Annotated in this window: 13 protein-coding genes; 8 read left to right on the top strand and 5 right to left on the bottom strand. The window is 64.7% G+C overall.

From position 1 onward, the window contains the following. The first annotated feature begins 54 nt into the window (after positions 1 to 54). The 8 genes from A0J57_RS07160 to A0J57_RS07195 all read left to right on the top strand — a co-directional run bounded on the left by A0J57_RS07160 (position 55) and on the right by A0J57_RS07195 (position 9757). Positions 55 to 2082 carry a PQQ-dependent dehydrogenase, methanol/ethanol family gene (locus A0J57_RS07160; protein ID WP_061934774.1) on the top strand — a complete coding sequence of 676 codons (2028 nt, stop codon included), beginning with the start codon at positions 55 to 57 and terminating at the stop codon, positions 2080 to 2082. Between the two features lie 164 nt (positions 2083 to 2246). After that, a complete protein-coding gene (locus A0J57_RS07165; RefSeq protein WP_025548094.1) occupies positions 2247 to 2978 on the top strand; it encodes a TetR/AcrR family transcriptional regulator in 732 nt (243 codons plus the stop codon). Positions 2979 to 3074: 96 nt separating this feature from the next. After that, complete coding sequence (locus A0J57_RS07170; protein WP_061934776.1) at positions 3075 to 3884, top strand: enoyl-CoA hydratase/isomerase family protein; 810 nt, start codon at positions 3075 to 3077, stop codon at positions 3882 to 3884. Between the two features lie 15 nt (positions 3885 to 3899). Next, positions 3900 to 4550, top strand: a complete 651-nt coding sequence (locus tag A0J57_RS07175; protein ID WP_025548097.1) for a flavin reductase family protein — start codon at positions 3900 to 3902, stop codon at positions 4548 to 4550. Between the two features lie 152 nt (positions 4551 to 4702). Then, entirely contained in the window at positions 4703 to 7099 is a 2397-nt protein-coding gene (locus A0J57_RS07180) for a CoA transferase (protein ID WP_061934778.1), read from the top strand. A 25-nt stretch (positions 7100 to 7124) separates the two neighbouring features. Continuing rightward, positions 7125 to 8132, top strand: coding sequence for an LLM class flavin-dependent oxidoreductase (locus A0J57_RS07185; RefSeq protein WP_061934780.1), 1008 nt, complete (start codon positions 7125 to 7127; stop codon positions 8130 to 8132). 2 nt (positions 8133 to 8134) lie between these two features. Further along, complete coding sequence (locus A0J57_RS07190; RefSeq protein WP_061934782.1) at positions 8135 to 8773, top strand: nuclear transport factor 2 family protein; 639 nt, start codon at positions 8135 to 8137, stop codon at positions 8771 to 8773. Between the two features lie 3 nt (positions 8774 to 8776). Beyond that, entirely contained in the window at positions 8777 to 9757 is a 981-nt protein-coding gene (locus A0J57_RS07195; protein WP_061934784.1) for an NADPH:quinone oxidoreductase family protein, read from the top strand. A 48-nt stretch (positions 9758 to 9805) separates the two neighbouring features. Here A0J57_RS07195 and A0J57_RS07200 read toward each other — a convergent pair whose 3' ends face one another. From A0J57_RS07200 to A0J57_RS07220, 5 genes are all read right to left on the bottom strand, one after another. Beyond that, positions 9806 to 10720, bottom strand: coding sequence for an SMP-30/gluconolactonase/LRE family protein (locus tag A0J57_RS07200; protein WP_235600806.1), 915 nt, complete (start codon positions 10718 to 10720; stop codon positions 9806 to 9808). Between the two features lie 262 nt (positions 10721 to 10982). Continuing rightward, on the bottom strand, positions 10983 to 11399 hold the full coding sequence (locus tag A0J57_RS07205) for a Zn-ribbon domain-containing OB-fold protein (protein ID WP_061934788.1): 417 nt from the start codon (positions 11397 to 11399) through the stop codon (positions 10983 to 10985). 3 nt (positions 11400 to 11402) lie between these two features. Further along, positions 11403 to 12554 (bottom strand): thiolase family protein, encoded by a 1152-nt coding sequence (locus tag A0J57_RS07210; RefSeq protein WP_235600807.1) that lies wholly within the window; start codon positions 12552 to 12554, stop codon positions 11403 to 11405. Then, positions 12551 to 14626, bottom strand: coding sequence for a 3-hydroxyacyl-CoA dehydrogenase NAD-binding domain-containing protein (locus A0J57_RS07215; RefSeq protein WP_061934790.1), 2076 nt, complete (start codon positions 14624 to 14626; stop codon positions 12551 to 12553). Before A0J57_RS07215 ends, A0J57_RS07210 begins: the two co-directional genes overlap by 4 nt. After that, a complete protein-coding gene (locus A0J57_RS07220; RefSeq protein WP_061934792.1) occupies positions 14613 to 16691 on the bottom strand; it encodes a PQQ-dependent dehydrogenase, methanol/ethanol family in 2079 nt (692 codons plus the stop codon). Before A0J57_RS07220 ends, A0J57_RS07215 begins: the two co-directional genes overlap by 14 nt.

Below are 16691 nucleotides of genomic sequence, written 5' to 3' on the forward strand. Positions count from 1 at the left end.
TTGGGCGCCCGGACGGAGGATGGGAGATCGATGAGGAAGGCAGGTTTTACGGTCATGGCGGCGGGCGCCGCGCTGCTCGCGCTCTCCACGGGGGTGGTTTCCCGCTCGGCGGAGAGCGCGTCTCCGGCCGGGGCCAACTGGTCCAGCTTCGGCGGCGACGACAAGGAACAGCATTACAGCCCGCTCGCGCAGATCCGGGAGCAGAATGTCGGAAAGCTCGGCCTTGCCTGGTCCTATGATGTCGACAGTTTCGACAGCTATACCCAGCCTCTGGCGGTCGACGGCGTCATCTATTTCGCGGTAGGACTCAGCGTCGTTCACGCGGTCGATGCGCGAACCGGCAAGCTGCTATGGCAATATGATCCCGACGTCGCCAGTCAGCCGGAAGCCAAATGGCGGATGCGCGCGGGATGGGGCACGCGGGGCATCGCCTATAAGGACGGCACCGTCTTCACCGCCACCCGCGAAGGCCGCCTGATCGCGATAGACGCCGGAACGGGCAAGCCGCGCTGGTCGGTCAAGACGCTGGACGAGGCGGAGGGCGGCTATATCACTGGCCCGCCATGGGTCGCCGGCGACAAGGTGGTGATCGGTTTCGGGGGCGCGGACTACAGTCCGACGCGTGGCTATGTCACCGCCTATGACATCAAGACCGGCAAGAAAGCCTGGCGCTGGTATGTCGTGCCCGGCGATCCGGCCAAGGGTTTCGAGAACAAGGCGATGGAGGCAGCCGCCAAGACCTGGAGTGGCGAATGGTGGAAATGGGGCGGGGGCGGCTCCGTCTGGCACGCCATGGCCTATGACGCGAAATATGACCGCATCTATATCGGCACCGGCAACGGCTTTCCGTGGAACATCAAGATCCGCAGCCCCGGCGGCGGCGACAATCTCTACCTCTCCTCCATCGTCGCGCTGGACGTGAAGACCGGCGAATATGTCTGGCACTATCAGGTCAATCCTGAAAACAGCCATGATTGGAACGACGCCATGGACATCGAACTGGCCGATGTCATGATCGGCGGCCGGATGCGGTCCGTGCTGCTGCACGCGCCGAAGAACGGCTTCTTCTATGCCATCGACCGCGAAACCGGCAAGTTCATCCAGGCGGGCGAGTTCGCCAGGCAGAATTGGGCCAAGCGCATCGATCCCGTGACGGGGCGGCCGGAGATCAACCCGGAGGCGCAATATCCCGACGGCAAGCCGTTCATGATGTACCCCTTCCCCAATGGCGCGCACGGCATACAGGCCATGTCGTTCAGCCCGAAGACCGGCTACAGCTATATCCCGGTGATGGAGGGCGGCCGGGTCTTCGTCGATCCGGCCAATGTGAAGGGCTGGACGTACAAACCCGGCATGATGGTGAACACCGGCCTGGGGGCTCCGCCCGCCAACCTCGTCCCGCCCGCCGCGACGAGCAAGCTGGTCGCCTATGATGTCGCCAACAACAGGATCGCCTGGTCCGTGCCCCAGCCGGGCGTGTTCAACGGCGGTACGCTGGCGACGGCGGGCAATCTGGTGTTCCAGGGCACCAATGACGGCATGTTCAACGCCTTTTCCGCGACGACGGGCCGCAAGCTCTGGTCCTGGCCGGCGCAGAACGGCATACTTTCCGCGCCGATCAGCTATTCGGTCGGCGGCAGGCAATATGTCAGCGTCATCACCGGCTTCCGCAGCAGCTTCGCCAATTCGCCCAATTGGGATTATCGCCAGCAGCAGCGGCGATTGCTGACCTTCACCATCGGCGGGGCCAGGAAGCTGCCCAGGGTCGATCCCGTGGACGAACCGATCCAGGACGATCCGGCCTTCGTGGTGGACGCCGACAAGGCGAAAGTGGGGGCAGGCATCTACAACAGCAGCTGCATCATCTGCCATGGCTCGGGCATGGTCGCGGGCGGCGCGGCGCCGGACCTGCGCAAGTCGGGCGTGCCGCTGGACGCTGAAACCTTCAGGTCGGTGGTGCATGACGGTGCCCTGATGTCGCGGGGCATGGGGTCCTTCGCGCAGTTGAGCGACGCGGAACTGGAGGGGCTACGGCACTATATCCGTCAGCGCGCGCGCGAAACCGCGCCCAAGGGCAAGTGACGCGGATGCAGGTCCCACCCGCTTTACGGGCGCATGGCAGCCCCGCTTCGCCTTCGGGCGGGGCGGGGTTCATGCGTCATGAAGACGATGAATTTGCACCATCATCCAATCCCGCTATGATCCCGGCACTTGGGATGAGTGTTGGGCAATGAAGGCGAGCGATCTTGGCGAGTAAAGCGAACGAAGAATTGAAGGAAGGCGGAGAGCGGCCGCAGACCTATTCCAGTCCGGCGATTATCGAGCGCCGCCGCCGGATTTTGGAGGAAACCCGGAAGGTTATCGCTGAACAGGGCATTGCCGCGCTCAGCATGAATGAGATCGGCCAGCGCGCCGGCGTTGCCAAGCGAACCCTCTACAACGCCTTCCAGACTCGCGAACGGATGATCGCGTCGGCGATTCAGGAATATTTCGACGAATATGTGAGCCGCATCGCCTATTCCAGCGAACCCGGCACGATGCAGCACAATCTGGAACGCATGATCTCCGTCGTGCAGCGGAACCGGAAGATCCGCAATTATATCAAGGCGATCATGGCGCTCTATTTCAGTTCCGATGTCGACCATGACATCTGGGCGGCGATGCATTCGCCCGCGGTCCACCATAACCGCCAGTGGATCGAGGTGCTGGAGGCGAAGAAGCAGCTCCAGCCCTGGGTGGAGGTCGACAAGCTGGTCGAGGATCTGGTGCGATTCGAATATGCAACGATCAACGACTGGGCGCAGGGGCGGATTCCCGACGACCAGATCATCGTGCGGCTGGTCGGAAGCTATCTGACATCCTTGCTGGGCGCGCTGAAGGGCGCGGCCCGCAAGGATGTGGAGGCGCTGATCAAGGACATATCGGACCGCGGCATGGATGCCCTGCCGATGCCCCAGCGTCCCAAGGTAGCGGCATGAATTTGCACATGGATGCAAATTTACTTGAAGAGTCGCGCGCTGTCGGCTAGTCAGTTCCTGCCCCTGGCGAAAGGGCGGGAATGGAGAGCGAGAGAGATGAACGCGGTGAGCGAAACCCCCGAATTGCTGCTCTTGTCTGAGGATCAGGGGATCGCTCATATCGTCCTCAACCGGCCCCGCGCGAAGAACACCGTGTCCTTCGCCATGTGGGAGCAGTTTTCCGCCGCGCTCGACGCGCTTGAGAATGCGACGCCCGCGCGGTTGCTCATCATCAGCGGGGCGGAGGATTATTTCAGCAATGGCGGCGACGTGAAGCTGCCGCCCGCAAGGGGGGAAGGCGCGCTGGCGCTGGCGGCGCGGCTGGAAATGGGGCAGCGGATCATCGGCCGTGTGCGGGCGCTGCCCATTCCAACGGTCGCGGCGGTGGAGGGCGGCGCGTTCGGCGTGTCGTGGAGCCTCGCCATGGCCTGCGACATGATCTTCGCGGCGGACAATGCCCGTTTCGGCGCGCCCTTCCTGGAATTCGGCCTCGTTCCCGACGGCGGCGCGGCCTGGTTCCTGACCAGGCAACTGGGCCGGGCCCGGGCGGCGGAGATCGTCTTTTCGGGGCGGACGCTGGATGCGGCGGAGGCGCTGTCGCTCGGCCTCGTCAGCCGCGTGGTGAAGCCGGGCAGCGCGGTGGAGGAGGCTCTGGCGCTCGGCCGGACCATCGGTGACGGCAATCGCCATGCCGTCGAACTGACCAAGCGGCTGCTCCAGCAGGCGGAAAGCGGCGATCTGGCGACGGCCCACGCGCTGGAACTGGCCTATTGCCACATCTGCCAGGCGGGCGAGGAAGTGCCCCGCGCCCGCGAACGCTTCAAGGCGCGTGCCGCCGCGAAAGCCGCCGCCAAGGCCGCGGAATAACGGAGGGTCCGACCCATGCAGTTCGACATGCGCGCCCTTCCGATGGTCACGCGGTACAAGATCGTCAATTCGACCATCACGCCGCGCCCGATCGCCTGGATCACCAGCCAATCCGCCGAAGGCATCGTGAATGCCGCGCCCTACAGCTTCTTCAACTGCGTCGGCACCGAGCCGCCGCTGGTTGCGCTGGGGCTGCTGAAGGAACCGGTGTCCCGGGGGCTGAAGAACACCGCGTCCAACATCATCGCGACGGGCGAGTTCGTCGTGAACCTCGTCTGCGAGGCGGACGCCGAAAGGATGAACCTCTGCAGCGTCGACGCGCCCGCCGACGTCAGCGAGATCGACTATGCCGGCATCCAGACCGCGCCGTCGGAACTGGTCGCGCCGCCGCGCATCGCCACCAGCCCGGTCAGCTTCGAATGCCGCAAGGTCGCCGCGATGGACATCGGCGCGATGCAGACGGTGGTCATCGGCGAAATCCTGATGGCCCATATCCGCGACGAGTTCATCACCGACCGGGAACGGGTCTATTTCGACACGCCCGCGATGAAGCTGATCGGCCGGACCCATGGCAGCGGCTGGTATGTCCGCAATGGCGACAGTTTCCAGATGGACCGGCCCCGCTACGACCCGTCGCGCATGGCGAAGGACAGGGCGGCGGAATGAATTTGAACCCATGGTGCAAAATTACTTGCGCTTGGGGCCGAACTGGTGTTTTCTGTATCAAAGATCATTTTTCGATCCGTCGGACGATGTGAAGCCATAAAGATAATTCCGCAAAAAAGGCGGCGGGCCGCGCCCGCCATAGGAGTGATGAGATGCCCGGTCCCCTGGATCATCTGACCGTCATTGAACTGGCGGACCAAATGCCTGTCGCCATCGCCGCCATGCTGCTGGCGGACCATGGCGCCGACGTTTTGAAGGTGGAGCCGAAAGGCGGCGCCTTCTTCGCCCACGACCTCAGCCGCAAGGCCTGGGACCGGTCGAAGCGCAGCGTCGAACTGGATGTGCGGGAAGCCGGCGGCCTCCAGGCGCTGCGCGGCCTGCTGCAAGGCGCGGACATCTTCATCCACGCGCTGGAAGAGAAGGATGCGGCCGCCCTCGGCCTCGACAGTGAAAGCCTGGGACGCGATTTCCCCGAACTGGTGGTCTGCGCGCTCACCGCTTATGGTTCGGACACGCCCTTTGCCGATCGGCCCCATGGCGAATCCCTCGCTGCCGCGCTGCTCGGGACGATGATCGACCGCTCCAGCAGCTTCCGCCCCGGCCCGGTCTATCTCGGCCATCCGGCGCTGCATTATGGGCAGGCCTTCCTCGGCGTGATCGGCGCGCTGTCGGCCATCCGCGCCCGCCGCCATATCGGCAAGGGGCAGCAGGTGGAGGCATCCCTGCTCGACGCCATGCTGGCCCAGTCACCGATGAACAACTGGTGGCAGGAAGAGGGGATCAGCTACATCAAGGCGGGCGATTCCGGCGCGGTGGACCGTTTCGGCAAGACCCGGCTGGTGACGGGCATGTTCGAATGTGCGGACGGCCTTTATCTCCAGATGCATACCGGCGGGCAGGGCGGCTTCAAGGCGGCGATGGACGTGCTGGGCTTTGGCGACCGTATCCAGACCGTGACCGCGCCGGAAATGTCGGTGCCGCTGACCGACGAGGAATATCATATCGCCCGCGTCGAGATTTTTGACGCCTTCAAGACCCGGCCGCGCGCCGAATGGATCGCCATGTTCCAGGCGGCGGACGTGGCGGCGCTGCCGGTGCTGGAGCCCGCCGAAGTGCTGCTCGACGAACAGGTGGAGTTTGTCGGCCAGCGCATATCGATGCCGGACAAGGATTTCGGCACCATCTACCAGGCCGCGCCCGCCGTGCGCATGGCCAATGCCCCCGCCGCCGCGCCCCGTCCCGCGCCGGAAGTGGGCGCGGACAATGAAGCGCTGGCGGACCTCATCGCCCGCCGCCGCACCGCGCTCGCCGCTGACGGCAAGCCGCTCGACCGGCCGCTGGAAGGCATCAAGGTGGTCGACTTCTCCTCCTTCTTCGCGGTCGGTTATGGCGGCCGCCTGCTGTCCGACCTTGGCGCCGACGTCATCAAGGTGGAGACCCCCGGCGGCGACCAGATGCGCCCGCTGCCCGACTGTTTCGACGCGGCCCAGCGCGGCAAGCGCGACATCGTGCTCAACCTCAAACATCCCGAAGCGCTCGAAGCGGCGTTGAAGCTGGTGGCGACCGCCGACGTGGTCACGCACAATCTTCGCCCCGGCAAGGCGGACAAGCTAGGCATCGGCTATGAGGCGCTGTCGAAGCTCAACCCGCGCCTGCTCTACGTCTATCTGCCCGGCTATGGCTCCCGGGGGCCGAAGTCGCTGCTCAAGAGCTTCGCGCCTTTGGTGTCGGGCTGGACCGGCCTGCTCTATGAGGGCGGCGGCGAAGGCAATCCGCCGACCCGCGCCGTGTTCGGCAATGAGGATTATAATAACGGCTTCCTCGGCGCGGCGGGCATCTTGATGGGCCTTGAACATCGCGCCGTCACCGGCCGGGGCGATTATATGGAAATCCCGCAGCTTCATTCGAGCCTGTGGACCACGTCTGAACATTTCCTCGATGCCGACAGGAAGGTCGTCTACGGATTCCGGCTGGACAAGGAACAGGCGGGCTTCAACGCGCTCGACCGGATTTACCGGACCGCTGACGGCTGGCTCTGCATCTCTTGCCGTTCGGACGAACGTTTCGCCGCGCTCGCCAAGGCCGTGGGGCAGGAGCAATGGCTTGCCGATCCCCGCTTCGCCACGCCCCGCGACCGGTCCGCCAACGACGCGGCGCTGCTGGACCCGCTGAAGCCCTTTTTCGCGGACAAGAGCAGCGCAGACGCCCATGCCCTGCTGGAAGCGGCCGGCGCGCCGAGCGAGATCGCCCGCGAAACAAGCTGGGTCCGGGAGGCACTCTGGCAGGACTGGGCGACGGCCAGCAACCGCGTGATCGAGAATTTCGACTCCATGTACGGCCATGTCCGCCAGTTCGGCAGCTTCATGCATTTCAGCCGCACGCCGGGCCTTGCCAAAGGCTCCGCCCCGCGCCTTGGCGAACATACGCGGCAGATATTGGGCGAGATCGGCTATTCGGATGCCGAGATCGATGCGCTGATCGCCAGCGGCAAGGCGATGCAGGCTGCGGATGTGAAGGGCCGCATCCAGTCCCGCGTCTCCGCCGCCTGACACGATAAAGAGAGGAATCGCCAAGGTGCAACTCAACCTTCGCTACGACATGAACCGCCCGGATTTCGGCGCGCCGCATCCGCTGCTCTACCGCACCGCGATCGAGCAGGCGCAATGGGCCGACGGGCTTGGCTTCACGCAGGTCTTCCTGGCCGAACATCATGGCGCGGAGGGCGGCTATTGCCCGTCCTCCATGATCCAGGCCGCTTCGATCCTTGGCGCTACACAGAATATCGTCGCCCATCTTTCCGCCCTTGTGGTGACGATGCACGATCCGCTGCGCCTGGCCGAAGACCTAGCCGTGCTCGACAATATCGCGCCGGGCCGCATCTGGCTGACGGCGGGCATGGGCTATCGCCCGCATGAATTCGAGATGTTCGACCGCGACATCGGCAAGCGGCTCGCCATCATGAATGAGGCGATGGGGACGCTGAAGAACGCCTGGACCGGCGAGCCCTTCGAATTTCGCGGCCGCACCGTCCGCGTGACGCCCGCGCCCGCCACGCCGGGCGGCCCGAAAATCTACATGGGCGGCTCGACCGACAAGTCCGCGATCCGTGCGGCCAAGGGCGGCTATCAATATTTCCCCGGCCATCCGGACCTCTTCACGCTCTACAAGGAGGAGCGGGCAAAGGCCGGCTTCGGACCGCCGGAGGAGCTGCGCAAGCCCGCCGCCAGCTTCCTCTACGTCTCGGACGATCCGGACCGCGACTGGCCGCTGGTGGCGCCGCATGTCGCCTATGCGACTAACACCTATGCGCAATGGGCGCAGGAACGCGGCACCGGCCAGACCCGCTACAGCGCGGCCGAGACGATCGAAGGGCTGAAGGCCATGCCCAATATCAAGCTGCTGACGCCGGACGAATGTTTCGCTTATCTCAAGGATCTGGGACGCGGCACGGCGGTCACGTTCCACGCGCTGCTGGGCGGGCTGGACCCCGAAGTCTCCTGGCGCAGCCTGCGCCTGTTCGAAAAGGAAGTGCTGCCCCGGCTCAAGGCGGAGCCGGGCCTGCTGGAAATTCCGGGAGAATGAGCATGGAGCAGAACCGTCGCGGCACGCTGGCCGCCATGCTGGCCGTTCCTTTCGGACTGGCTGCGGTGGGTCAGGCTTCGGCCGCGCCCGCAAAGGGAAAGGGCAAGCCGATGAGTATGGCCGAGCGTCTGGATGTGATCGAATCCAGGCAGGCGATCACCGAATTGCTCCATGCCTATGCCCGATCCAACGACCGGGCGGACGAGGCCTTGCTGCGCTCGCTCTTCTGGCCGGAATCGACGCATAAACATGGGAAGTTCGAAGGCAAATCCTCCGATTTCGTGGGCTTCGCCTTCAAGATCATCTCGGGTCTCAAATATGCCTGCCACCATATCTCGAACGTCTCGGTCGAGGTGAAGGGGGATAAGGCCTTCTCCGAATGCTATTATTTCGCGCAGCATCGCCGCGACCGCAAGGATGGCGCGGGCGAGGAGGACGTCTTCTTCCAGGGCCGCTATCTCGACGATCTGGAGCGGCGCAACGGCGAGTGGAAGATCATCCGCCGCCGGGGCCTGTCGGATTACACCTCGCCCGCTTTCCCGTCGGAAATCCCCTATGCGCAATGGCCGGCGGGGCAGCATAGCGAGAAATATCCGAGCGACGATTATTACAAGATGCGCCAGCAGTTTCTGGGGAGCTGACCGATGCGGGCGCTGCTGTGCGAACATCATGGGCCGCCGGAAGAACTGCATTTCGCGGATGTGCCCGTTCCGGAACCGAAGGCGGGCGAAATCCGCTTCCGGGTGAAGGCCGCCAGCGTCAATTTCCCCGACGCGCTGATGATCCAGAACCTGTACCAGAGGCAGCCGCCCTTGCCCTTCATTCCGGGCAGCGAGGCGGCGGGCGTGGTCGATGCGCTGGGAGAGGGCGTCACCGGCCTTCGCGTCGGGGACAGGGTGGCGACCATCCCCTTCGAAGGCGCCTTCGCTGAATTTGCGATAGCGCCTGCTTTCCGTACCGCCGTGATCCCGGAGGGGATGGGGTTCGACGTGGCGGCGGGCTTCACCATGGTCTATGCGACGGCGCTCCACGGCTTGCGCCAGCGCGGCCGGTTGCAGCCGGGCGAGACGCTGCTGGTGCTGGGCGCTGCGGGCGGCGTCGGCCTCGCGGCGGTCGAGGTCGGCAAGCGGATGGGCGCGCATGTGATCGCCGCTGCCTCGACAGAGGAGAAACTGGCCCTTGCCCGCGCCCATGGCGCTGACGAGACGGTCAACTATGCGCAGGACGATCTCAAACAGGCGGTGAAGGCCCTGACGGGCGAACGCGGCGTCGATGTGATCTTCGATCCGGTCGGCGGCGCGCTCGCGGAACCCGCCTTTCGCACCATGGGCTGGGACGGGCGCTATCTGGTCGTGGGCTTCGCGGCGGGGACGATCCCGGCAATCCCGCTCAACCTGCCGCTGGTGAAGACGGCGGCCATCATCGGCGTGACCTGGGGCGTGCACAGTCGCGTCGAACCGGACATCCATGCGGAAAACATGGCGCAGCTCTATCGCTGGTATGAGGAGGGCGGCCTGCGCCCCGAAATCAGCAAGCGCTTCTCCTTCGAGGAAAGCCGTGAGGCGATCCGCTGGATGATGGACCGGAAGGTGCAGGGCAAGATCGTGATCGAGCTGGCGAGCTAAGCTTCCCAACAGGGCGACGTGCTCCTGCCTTTGCGGAAGTATGTCGCTTTAAGCCGCAGGCCAGTTCGCCAACGGCAATCCAGCAACATCCGTCCGCGCCTTCACCACCACCCCGCTTGCCCGCGAGACGACGTAAAGGTCGCGCAAATCCGCTCCGCCCCAGCAGAGATTGGTGGGGCTGGAGAGCATCCTGCCTTCGGGATCATGGACAATATCCACCTTCCGCCCATCCGGCGTGATCGCAACGATCCGATTGGCGAAGGGCAGCGTCACCCAGAGATTGCCCGCCGCATCGAAAGCGATGCCGTCGCAATAGCCAAGCTCCGCACGATCCGCGACGGGCATGGCGCGAATGTCCTTCGCCTGATGGTCCGCGATCACGACACCCAATTGCGGCCCATAATCCTGCGGATCGATGAGCGATCCGTCCGCCTGCCGCCGCCAGCGCCTTATGCGCCCTTCAGCGGTTAGCGATGCATAAACAAAGCGTTCCTCACGATCGAGGCAGAGGCCGTTCACCCCGCGCAGATTGCGGGCCACGATGGAAGCCCTGCCATCGGCCGCGACCCTGTAGATGAAGCCGGCAGGCGTGGTCGTGCCGATATTGCCGATAGGCCCCCAACTGCTGTGCGTGCAGTAAATGTCGCCATTGCGGGCCGTCGCCGGACCGTTGGAGGCGACCAACTGCCGCCCCTCCAGTTCCGACACCAGCGTCTCGACCGTTCCCGTCGCGACATCGATCCGTTGCAATGGTCCCGGCCCCTTGTTGAGCAGGCCCATATTGGCGACGATGACGCGACCTTCGCGGTCGACCGCCACGCCATTGGGCGCCAGAGCCCTGTCGATCTGGCGCAGCCTTCCATCCCGCTCCAGCACGCCGATGGCGCCGCCGCCATTGGAGATGAACAGGCGCCCATCGGGGCTGCTCGCTATGCCTTCGGGCGCGTCCAGACTGCCGCGCACGAGTGTGAAATCGTTGAGAGCGAGAGGTTTTAGAGGTAGGGCTGGTCCAATTCCTGTTGATGGCACGCAACTGGTGAGAGCCATGCTTGCCCCACCCAATAACATCTCGCGACGCCCGAGAGCGAGTTTGGACAAGCCATCAGCCCGAACCTCCGTTCGCCCTGAGCTTGTCGAAGGGCTTTTCTTCTTCTCAAAAAAGGAAAGGGCTTCGACAGGCTCAGCCCGAACGGGGGTGAGGGAAGCTTGTTTCACCATGCTCTCCTCACCCAATGGGCGCAAAGCCGGCGATCTTGTGATCCCCCGCCTGCACGGGCTGGAACCGCAACCGCATCCCGCAGCGCGGTTCCACGCCCTCAGCGCCAACCAGCAGCCCCGGCACCCGCACGCCCGGCGCATCGTCCGGCTCGAACAGGACGACGGTGAACGGCACCTCCGCCTTATGATCGCCGGGCAGCAGGCTGCGTATCACGGTGGTGAAGCTATAGGCGCTGCCCTCCGGCGAAACCGGCCGCCATTCCAGCACGGCGTCGGGCTTTCCGGGGATGACCTCGGGCGGATACCATATCCATTCCCCCGTCCCGGCGTCGGCGGTGATGCGCAGTTCCCCCGCTTCCAGCCCGTCATAATAGCCCTGGAACAGCGGGTCTTCGATCTTGGGGGAGTAAATAGGAATGCCCATGGATCAGCTCCGCGCCAATATGGTGGTGGAATGATTGTTGCCGCCAAGCCCTGCGACGGCGCAGAGCTTCGCGTCCGGCACCTGCCGTTCGCCCTCTTGCCCGCGCAACTGCCGAACGGCCTCGATCAGCAGGTTCATGCCGGGCACATAGCCGCCCGACATATGGCCGCCGCTGGTGTTGATCGGCATCCGCCCGCCCGGCATCCCATGCCCCGCCGCATAGAAGCGTGGCCCGTCGCCCCGCTCGCACAGGCCCAGCATCTCCGTCTGCACCAGCGCGGAGATGGTGAAGCCGTCATAAATCTGCGCGAGGTCCAGATCCTTGGGATCGCAGCCCGCCATGGCATAAGCGAGCTTCGCGGAAACCTCGCCGGGAAAGTCGTAGGTGCAGGGCGTCTGGGTGAATAGCACCCCCTGCGGCCAGTTGTTGAAGCCCAGCCCCAGCCCCTGCACGCTCACAACCGGATGCGGCATGTCCCGCGCTTCCTCGACGGCGCTCACCACATAGGCGCCGCCGCCATCGGTGGTGAGGCAGCAATCCGCCGCCCGCAAAGGCGTGGAGATCATGGGCGACTGGCGATAGGCTTCCAAATCCATCGGATCGCGCCGCTGCGCGCCCGGCGTCAGCACCGCCCAGGCGCGATAGGTCATGGGGATGGATGCCTGCTCCTCCTCCGTCATGCCATAGTCATGGGCATAGCGGTTAGCCATGGTCGCGAAATAGGTGGGCTGGCCGAAGAAGCCGACCGGCATTTCGATCCCCGCCTTTTGCGGTTCGCGTGCATGGAAGCCATAGACGCCGCCCGGCTTGGTCGACTGGATCGCATAGGGCACCAGCACATGCCGGGCCAGACCCGCCTCGATCGCCATCTGCGCCAGTTGCAGCGCCTGCCCCGACGTCGCCGTGCCGCCCACGCTGTCAGTGGTGGCGCAGAAACGCTTCTCGCCCGCGCCGATGGCAAAGGCGACCTCGTCCGACCCATGCCCCGCATATTTGTTGGAGATATAGCCGTCTATGTCCTTGGGCGTCAGGCCCGCATCGGCAATCGCCGCCAGACTGGCGCGGGTCATCATCTTCATGACGCCCTCCTCGCCCTTGCGCAGGAAGGGGGTTTCACCGACTCCGGTGATGGCGATGCGGTCTCCTCTGATCATGCGTCCTTGAACCCCTTGCCCTCAGCCACCAGCCGCTCGATCAGGGGGGAGGGGCTGAACGCCTCGCCATGGGCGGCCTCCAGCGCCTTCAGCTTTTCGAGAACGACCGGCAGACCCTGCAAATCAGCCCAGAACATCGGCCCGCCACGATATTTCGGCCAGCCATAACCCGTGATCCAGACAATATCGATGTCCGACGCCCGCGATGCGATGCCTTCTTCCAGAATCCGCGCCCCCTCATTCACCATGGCGAACAGGATGCGGTCGTGGATTTCCTCTTCGCTCACCTCGCGCCGGGCAATGCCCTGCTTTGCGGCGAAATCCTCGATGACCTGCATGGCGACGGTGGAGGGCGTTTGCCTGCGGTTCTCGTCATAGTCATAATAGCCGCCCTTCGTCTTTTGCCCATGGCGGCCCATCTCATTGAGGATTTCCCGCACATTGGCGGAACTGGTCGCCTCCCGGTTCCAGCCGACATCCAGCCCCACCAGATCGCGCATCTGGAAATGCCCCATGGCAAAGCCGAAGTCGTACAGCACCTTGTCGACCGCCCAAGGCGTCGCGCCTTCCAACACCAACCGATCCGCCTGAGTGTTGCGCGCAGCCAATATGCGGTTGCCCACAAAGCCGAAGCCATTGCCCACCAGCACGCCGATCTTCCCGATGGTCTTGGCGAGCTTCATCGCGGTGACGATGATCTCGGGCCTGGTGTCCTTGGTCCGCACCACTTCCAGCAGCTTCATCACATTGGCGGGCGAGAAGAAGTGCAGCCCGACCACGCTTTCCGGCCGGGACGTAGCGGCGGCGATGTCGTCAATGTCGAGATAGCTGGTGTTGGTGGCGAGGATCGCGCCCGGCCTGGCGATCCTGTCGAGCTTGCCGAACACCTCGCGCTTGACCTCCAGATTCTCGAACACCGCCTCGATGATCAGGTCACAGTCAGCCAGATCCTCCATCGCCACCGATCCGGTCAGCAGGCCCATGCGGGCGTCGACATCCTCGGGCTTCATCCTGCCCTTCTTCGCGGTGGTTTCATAATTGCCGCGAATGATCTTGAGGCCGCGGTCGAGCGCTTCCTGCTTCGCCTCGACGATGGTCACGGGGATGCCGACATTGGCGAAGTTCATCGCAATGCCGCCGCCCATGGTGCCCGCGCCGATCACGCCGACCTTGGCGATGGGCAGGACGGGCGTGTCGGCGGCAAGCCCCACGATCTTGGCCGCCTGCCGCTCCGCGAAAAAGACATGGCGCTGGGCGGCGGACTGGCTGTCGGCCTGAAGCTCATTGAACAGTTCGCGCTCATAGGCCATGCCTTCGTCGAAGGGCTTCTCCAGCGCGGCCTCGATGCAGCGGATGATATGTTCCGGCGCCTTGAAGCCCCGGAATTTCTTCGCATTGGCCTTGCGGAAGTCCGCGAAGATTTCCGGCTTACCGCGCGCTTCGTCCAGTTTCTCGCTGCGGTCCCGAACCTTGAGCAGCGGGCGCCCCTCGTCCAGAACGCGCTGGGCGAAGCCGATGGCGTCGGCGCGCAGACTGCCCTCCGCCGCCAGTTCATCGACCAGCCCCATCTCCTTCGCGGCCTTTGCACCGACGGGAGCGCCGGACGTGATGAGGTCCAGCGCCTTTTCCACCCCGACAATGCGCGGCAGACGCTGCGTGCCGCCAGCACCGGGCAGCAGGCCCAGATTGACCTCCGGCAACCCGCATTTGGCCGAAGGCACGGCGATGCGATAATGCGCCACCAGCGCCAGTTCCAGCCCGCCGCCCAGCGCCGTGCCATGGATCGCGGCGATCACCGGTTTGGTCGCATTCTCCACGATCAGTTGCAGGTTGCGCAGCGATGGTTCGACCTGCGGCTTGCCGAATTCGGTGATGTCCGCCCCGGCGAAGAAGGTCCGCCCCTCGCAGATCAGCACCATGGCGCCCACGCCGCTATCTCCGATGGCTGTCTGCACCGCGCCCGCGACGCCCTGCCGCACGGCGTTGGAGAGCGCGTTCACCGGCGGCGAATTGACCGTGATGACCGCGATGGGACCGTCCACCTCATAGGTGACGACGTCATTGACCTTCATTCAAGCCTCTATGTGTCTGGGCGCCCGGCTTGCCTGCGGCTTGCGCAGCCAGCACTTCACGAGCGCGTTGGCGGAAATAATGTTGAAGACCTTCGATCTCTGCGTCGGTCAGCTCCTCGAAGCGCGGCATGCCCCGCTGGCGCAAAATGCCCTTGCGCAGCACCTCCTCGAAACTGCCCTTGTCGATCGGCACGCCCGACTGGAGCAGGTCAGGCGCTGCGCCGCCCGACACGGCATTGGCGCCATGGCAGATGGAACAACGCTGACCGAACACGCCCGCGCCGATGGCGGCCTTGGCAGGATCGACGGCGAAATCCGGCATGTCGATCACCGGCGTTTCCACGGGCTGGACGGGCGGCAGGCTGGCCTTGCCATCGAGCGAGAAGGTGAGGACGCGCCATTGCTGCGTGCGATAATTCCATTCCCGCCTCATGCCGGTGGCGCTGGGGAAGCGGGAACCGGTGATCACCGTCACATATTGTCGCCCACGCGCTCTGTAGGTGATCGGCTGCGCCATCACCGCCGTCTGCGCGTCGAAGGACCAGAGCGGCCTGCCGCTGTTCGCCGCATAGGCGACGAACCTGCCCGCCGCATTGCCCTGGAACAGCAGATTGCCCGCCGTCGCCGCGGTGCCGCCGCCGCCTCTGATGCCGGGCATGGGCACGCGCCACGCCTCGCTCTGCGTCACCGGATTCCAGGCCAGCAGGAAGCTGGTCGCGGGCCGGTCCGGCGCCACGCCCGCAGGCGGCGCGCCCGTGCCGACACTGATCCGCTGGCCGTCCAGATGTTTCCAGCCCTGCAACGGCTCGGCCGGATCGATATAGACCCGCCCCTGATCCATGGTCGGGATGTAGACCAGCCCCGTCCCCGGATTGAACGACATCGCCTCGATATTATGCGCGCCGAAGGGGGAGGGGTAGACGATGGCCGGTTTCCCGCCGGGATAGCGCGCCGCCGGATTCTCGACCGGCCGTCCGCTCCTGACGTCGATGCCGCTCGCCCAGTTGACCGGCACGATATTGCGGGCGGAGATCAGCTTCCCCGTCTCCCGGTCGATCACATAGAAGAAGCCGTTCTTCGGCGCGTGCATCAGCACGTCGCGCTCTTTCCCGCCGATCCTGAGCCGGGCGAGCTCGATATCCATCGCGCTGTTGAAGTCCCATGTCTCGCCGGGATTGGTCTGATAGTGCCAGACATATTCGCCCGTATCCGCGTCCAGGGCGACGATGGAGCAGAGGAAGAGATTATCCCCGCCACCCGGCGAGCGGATCTTCTGATTCCACGGAGAACCATTGCCGACCCCGATATAGATGCGGTTATATTTGGGGTCGTAGGCCATGGCGTTCCATGCCGTCCCGCCACCGCCATATTTCCACCACTGGCCGGTCCACGTCCGGGCAGCCATCGCCATCGCCTTGTTCTCGAACCCCAGCTTGGGATCGCCCGGCACGGTATGGAAGCGCCAGAGCTGCTTCCCCGTCTTCTGGTCATAGGCGGTCACATAGCCCCGGATCGGCGCGAAGTCCGCGCCGCCATGGCCGATGATGACCTTCCCCTTGAACACCCAGGGCGCGCCGGTGACGTAGCGCTCGTCATCCTTGCCGATGGTCTGCGCGGTCCAGACGGGATGGCCGGACCTGGCGTTGATCGCGATCAGCCGCCCGTCGATGGTCCCGGTGAAGATCATGCCATTATCATAGGCGATGCCCCTGATACCCCAGGCGGCGCGCATCTTCTGCCCGGCGACCTTCCAGCTTTGCGGGTCGTAGGTCCACAGTTCGCGCCCGGTCGAAGCATCCAGCGCATGAATGACGCTGTAGCCAGAGGCGTAATAGAGGATGCCGTCCACCGCGATGGGCGCTGAAAGGCTCGACCCGCCGCCGCCAATGTCATGATACCAGGCGAGCTTCAGCTTGCCGACATTGCCGTCGTTGATTTCGGTAAGCGGACTATAGTGGTTCTCATCGATCCCACCATAGCCCGGCCAATCGCTCCCATCACGCCTCGCCTCACCCGAAGGCGCGCAGGCGGCGAGCAACAGCAGCAGGGGCAGAAGGAAGCGCAT

It is taken from the genome of Sphingobium sp. 22B, assembly GCF_001580035.1.
GTDB lineage: Bacteria > Pseudomonadota > Alphaproteobacteria > Sphingomonadales > Sphingomonadaceae > Sphingobium > Sphingobium fuliginis.

Coding starts and splice junctions, on each gene's coding strand:
- A0J57_RS07195 (WP_061934784.1), top strand. CDS start 8,777: ATGCGGGCGCTGCTGTGCGAACATCATGGGCCGCCGGAAGAACTGCAT.
- A0J57_RS07160 (WP_061934774.1), top strand. CDS start 55: ATGGCGGCGGGCGCCGCGCTGCTCGCGCTCTCCACGGGGGTGGTTTCC.
- A0J57_RS07170 (WP_061934776.1), top strand. CDS start 3,075: ATGAACGCGGTGAGCGAAACCCCCGAATTGCTGCTCTTGTCTGAGGAT.
- A0J57_RS07215 (WP_061934790.1), bottom strand. CDS start 14,626: ATGAAGGTCAATGACGTCGTCACCTATGAGGTGGACGGTCCCATCGCG.
- A0J57_RS07220 (WP_061934792.1), bottom strand. CDS start 16,691: ATGCGCTTCCTTCTGCCCCTGCTGCTGTTGCTCGCCGCCTGCGCGCCT.
- A0J57_RS07175 (WP_025548097.1), top strand. CDS start 3,900: ATGCAGTTCGACATGCGCGCCCTTCCGATGGTCACGCGGTACAAGATC.
- A0J57_RS07190 (WP_061934782.1), top strand. CDS start 8,135: ATGGAGCAGAACCGTCGCGGCACGCTGGCCGCCATGCTGGCCGTTCCT.
- A0J57_RS07180 (WP_061934778.1), top strand. CDS start 4,703: ATGCCCGGTCCCCTGGATCATCTGACCGTCATTGAACTGGCGGACCAA.
- A0J57_RS07210 (WP_235600807.1), bottom strand. CDS start 12,554: ATGATCAGAGGAGACCGCATCGCCATCACCGGAGTCGGTGAAACCCCC.
- A0J57_RS07205 (WP_061934788.1), bottom strand. CDS start 11,399: ATGGGCATTCCTATTTACTCCCCCAAGATCGAAGACCCGCTGTTCCAG.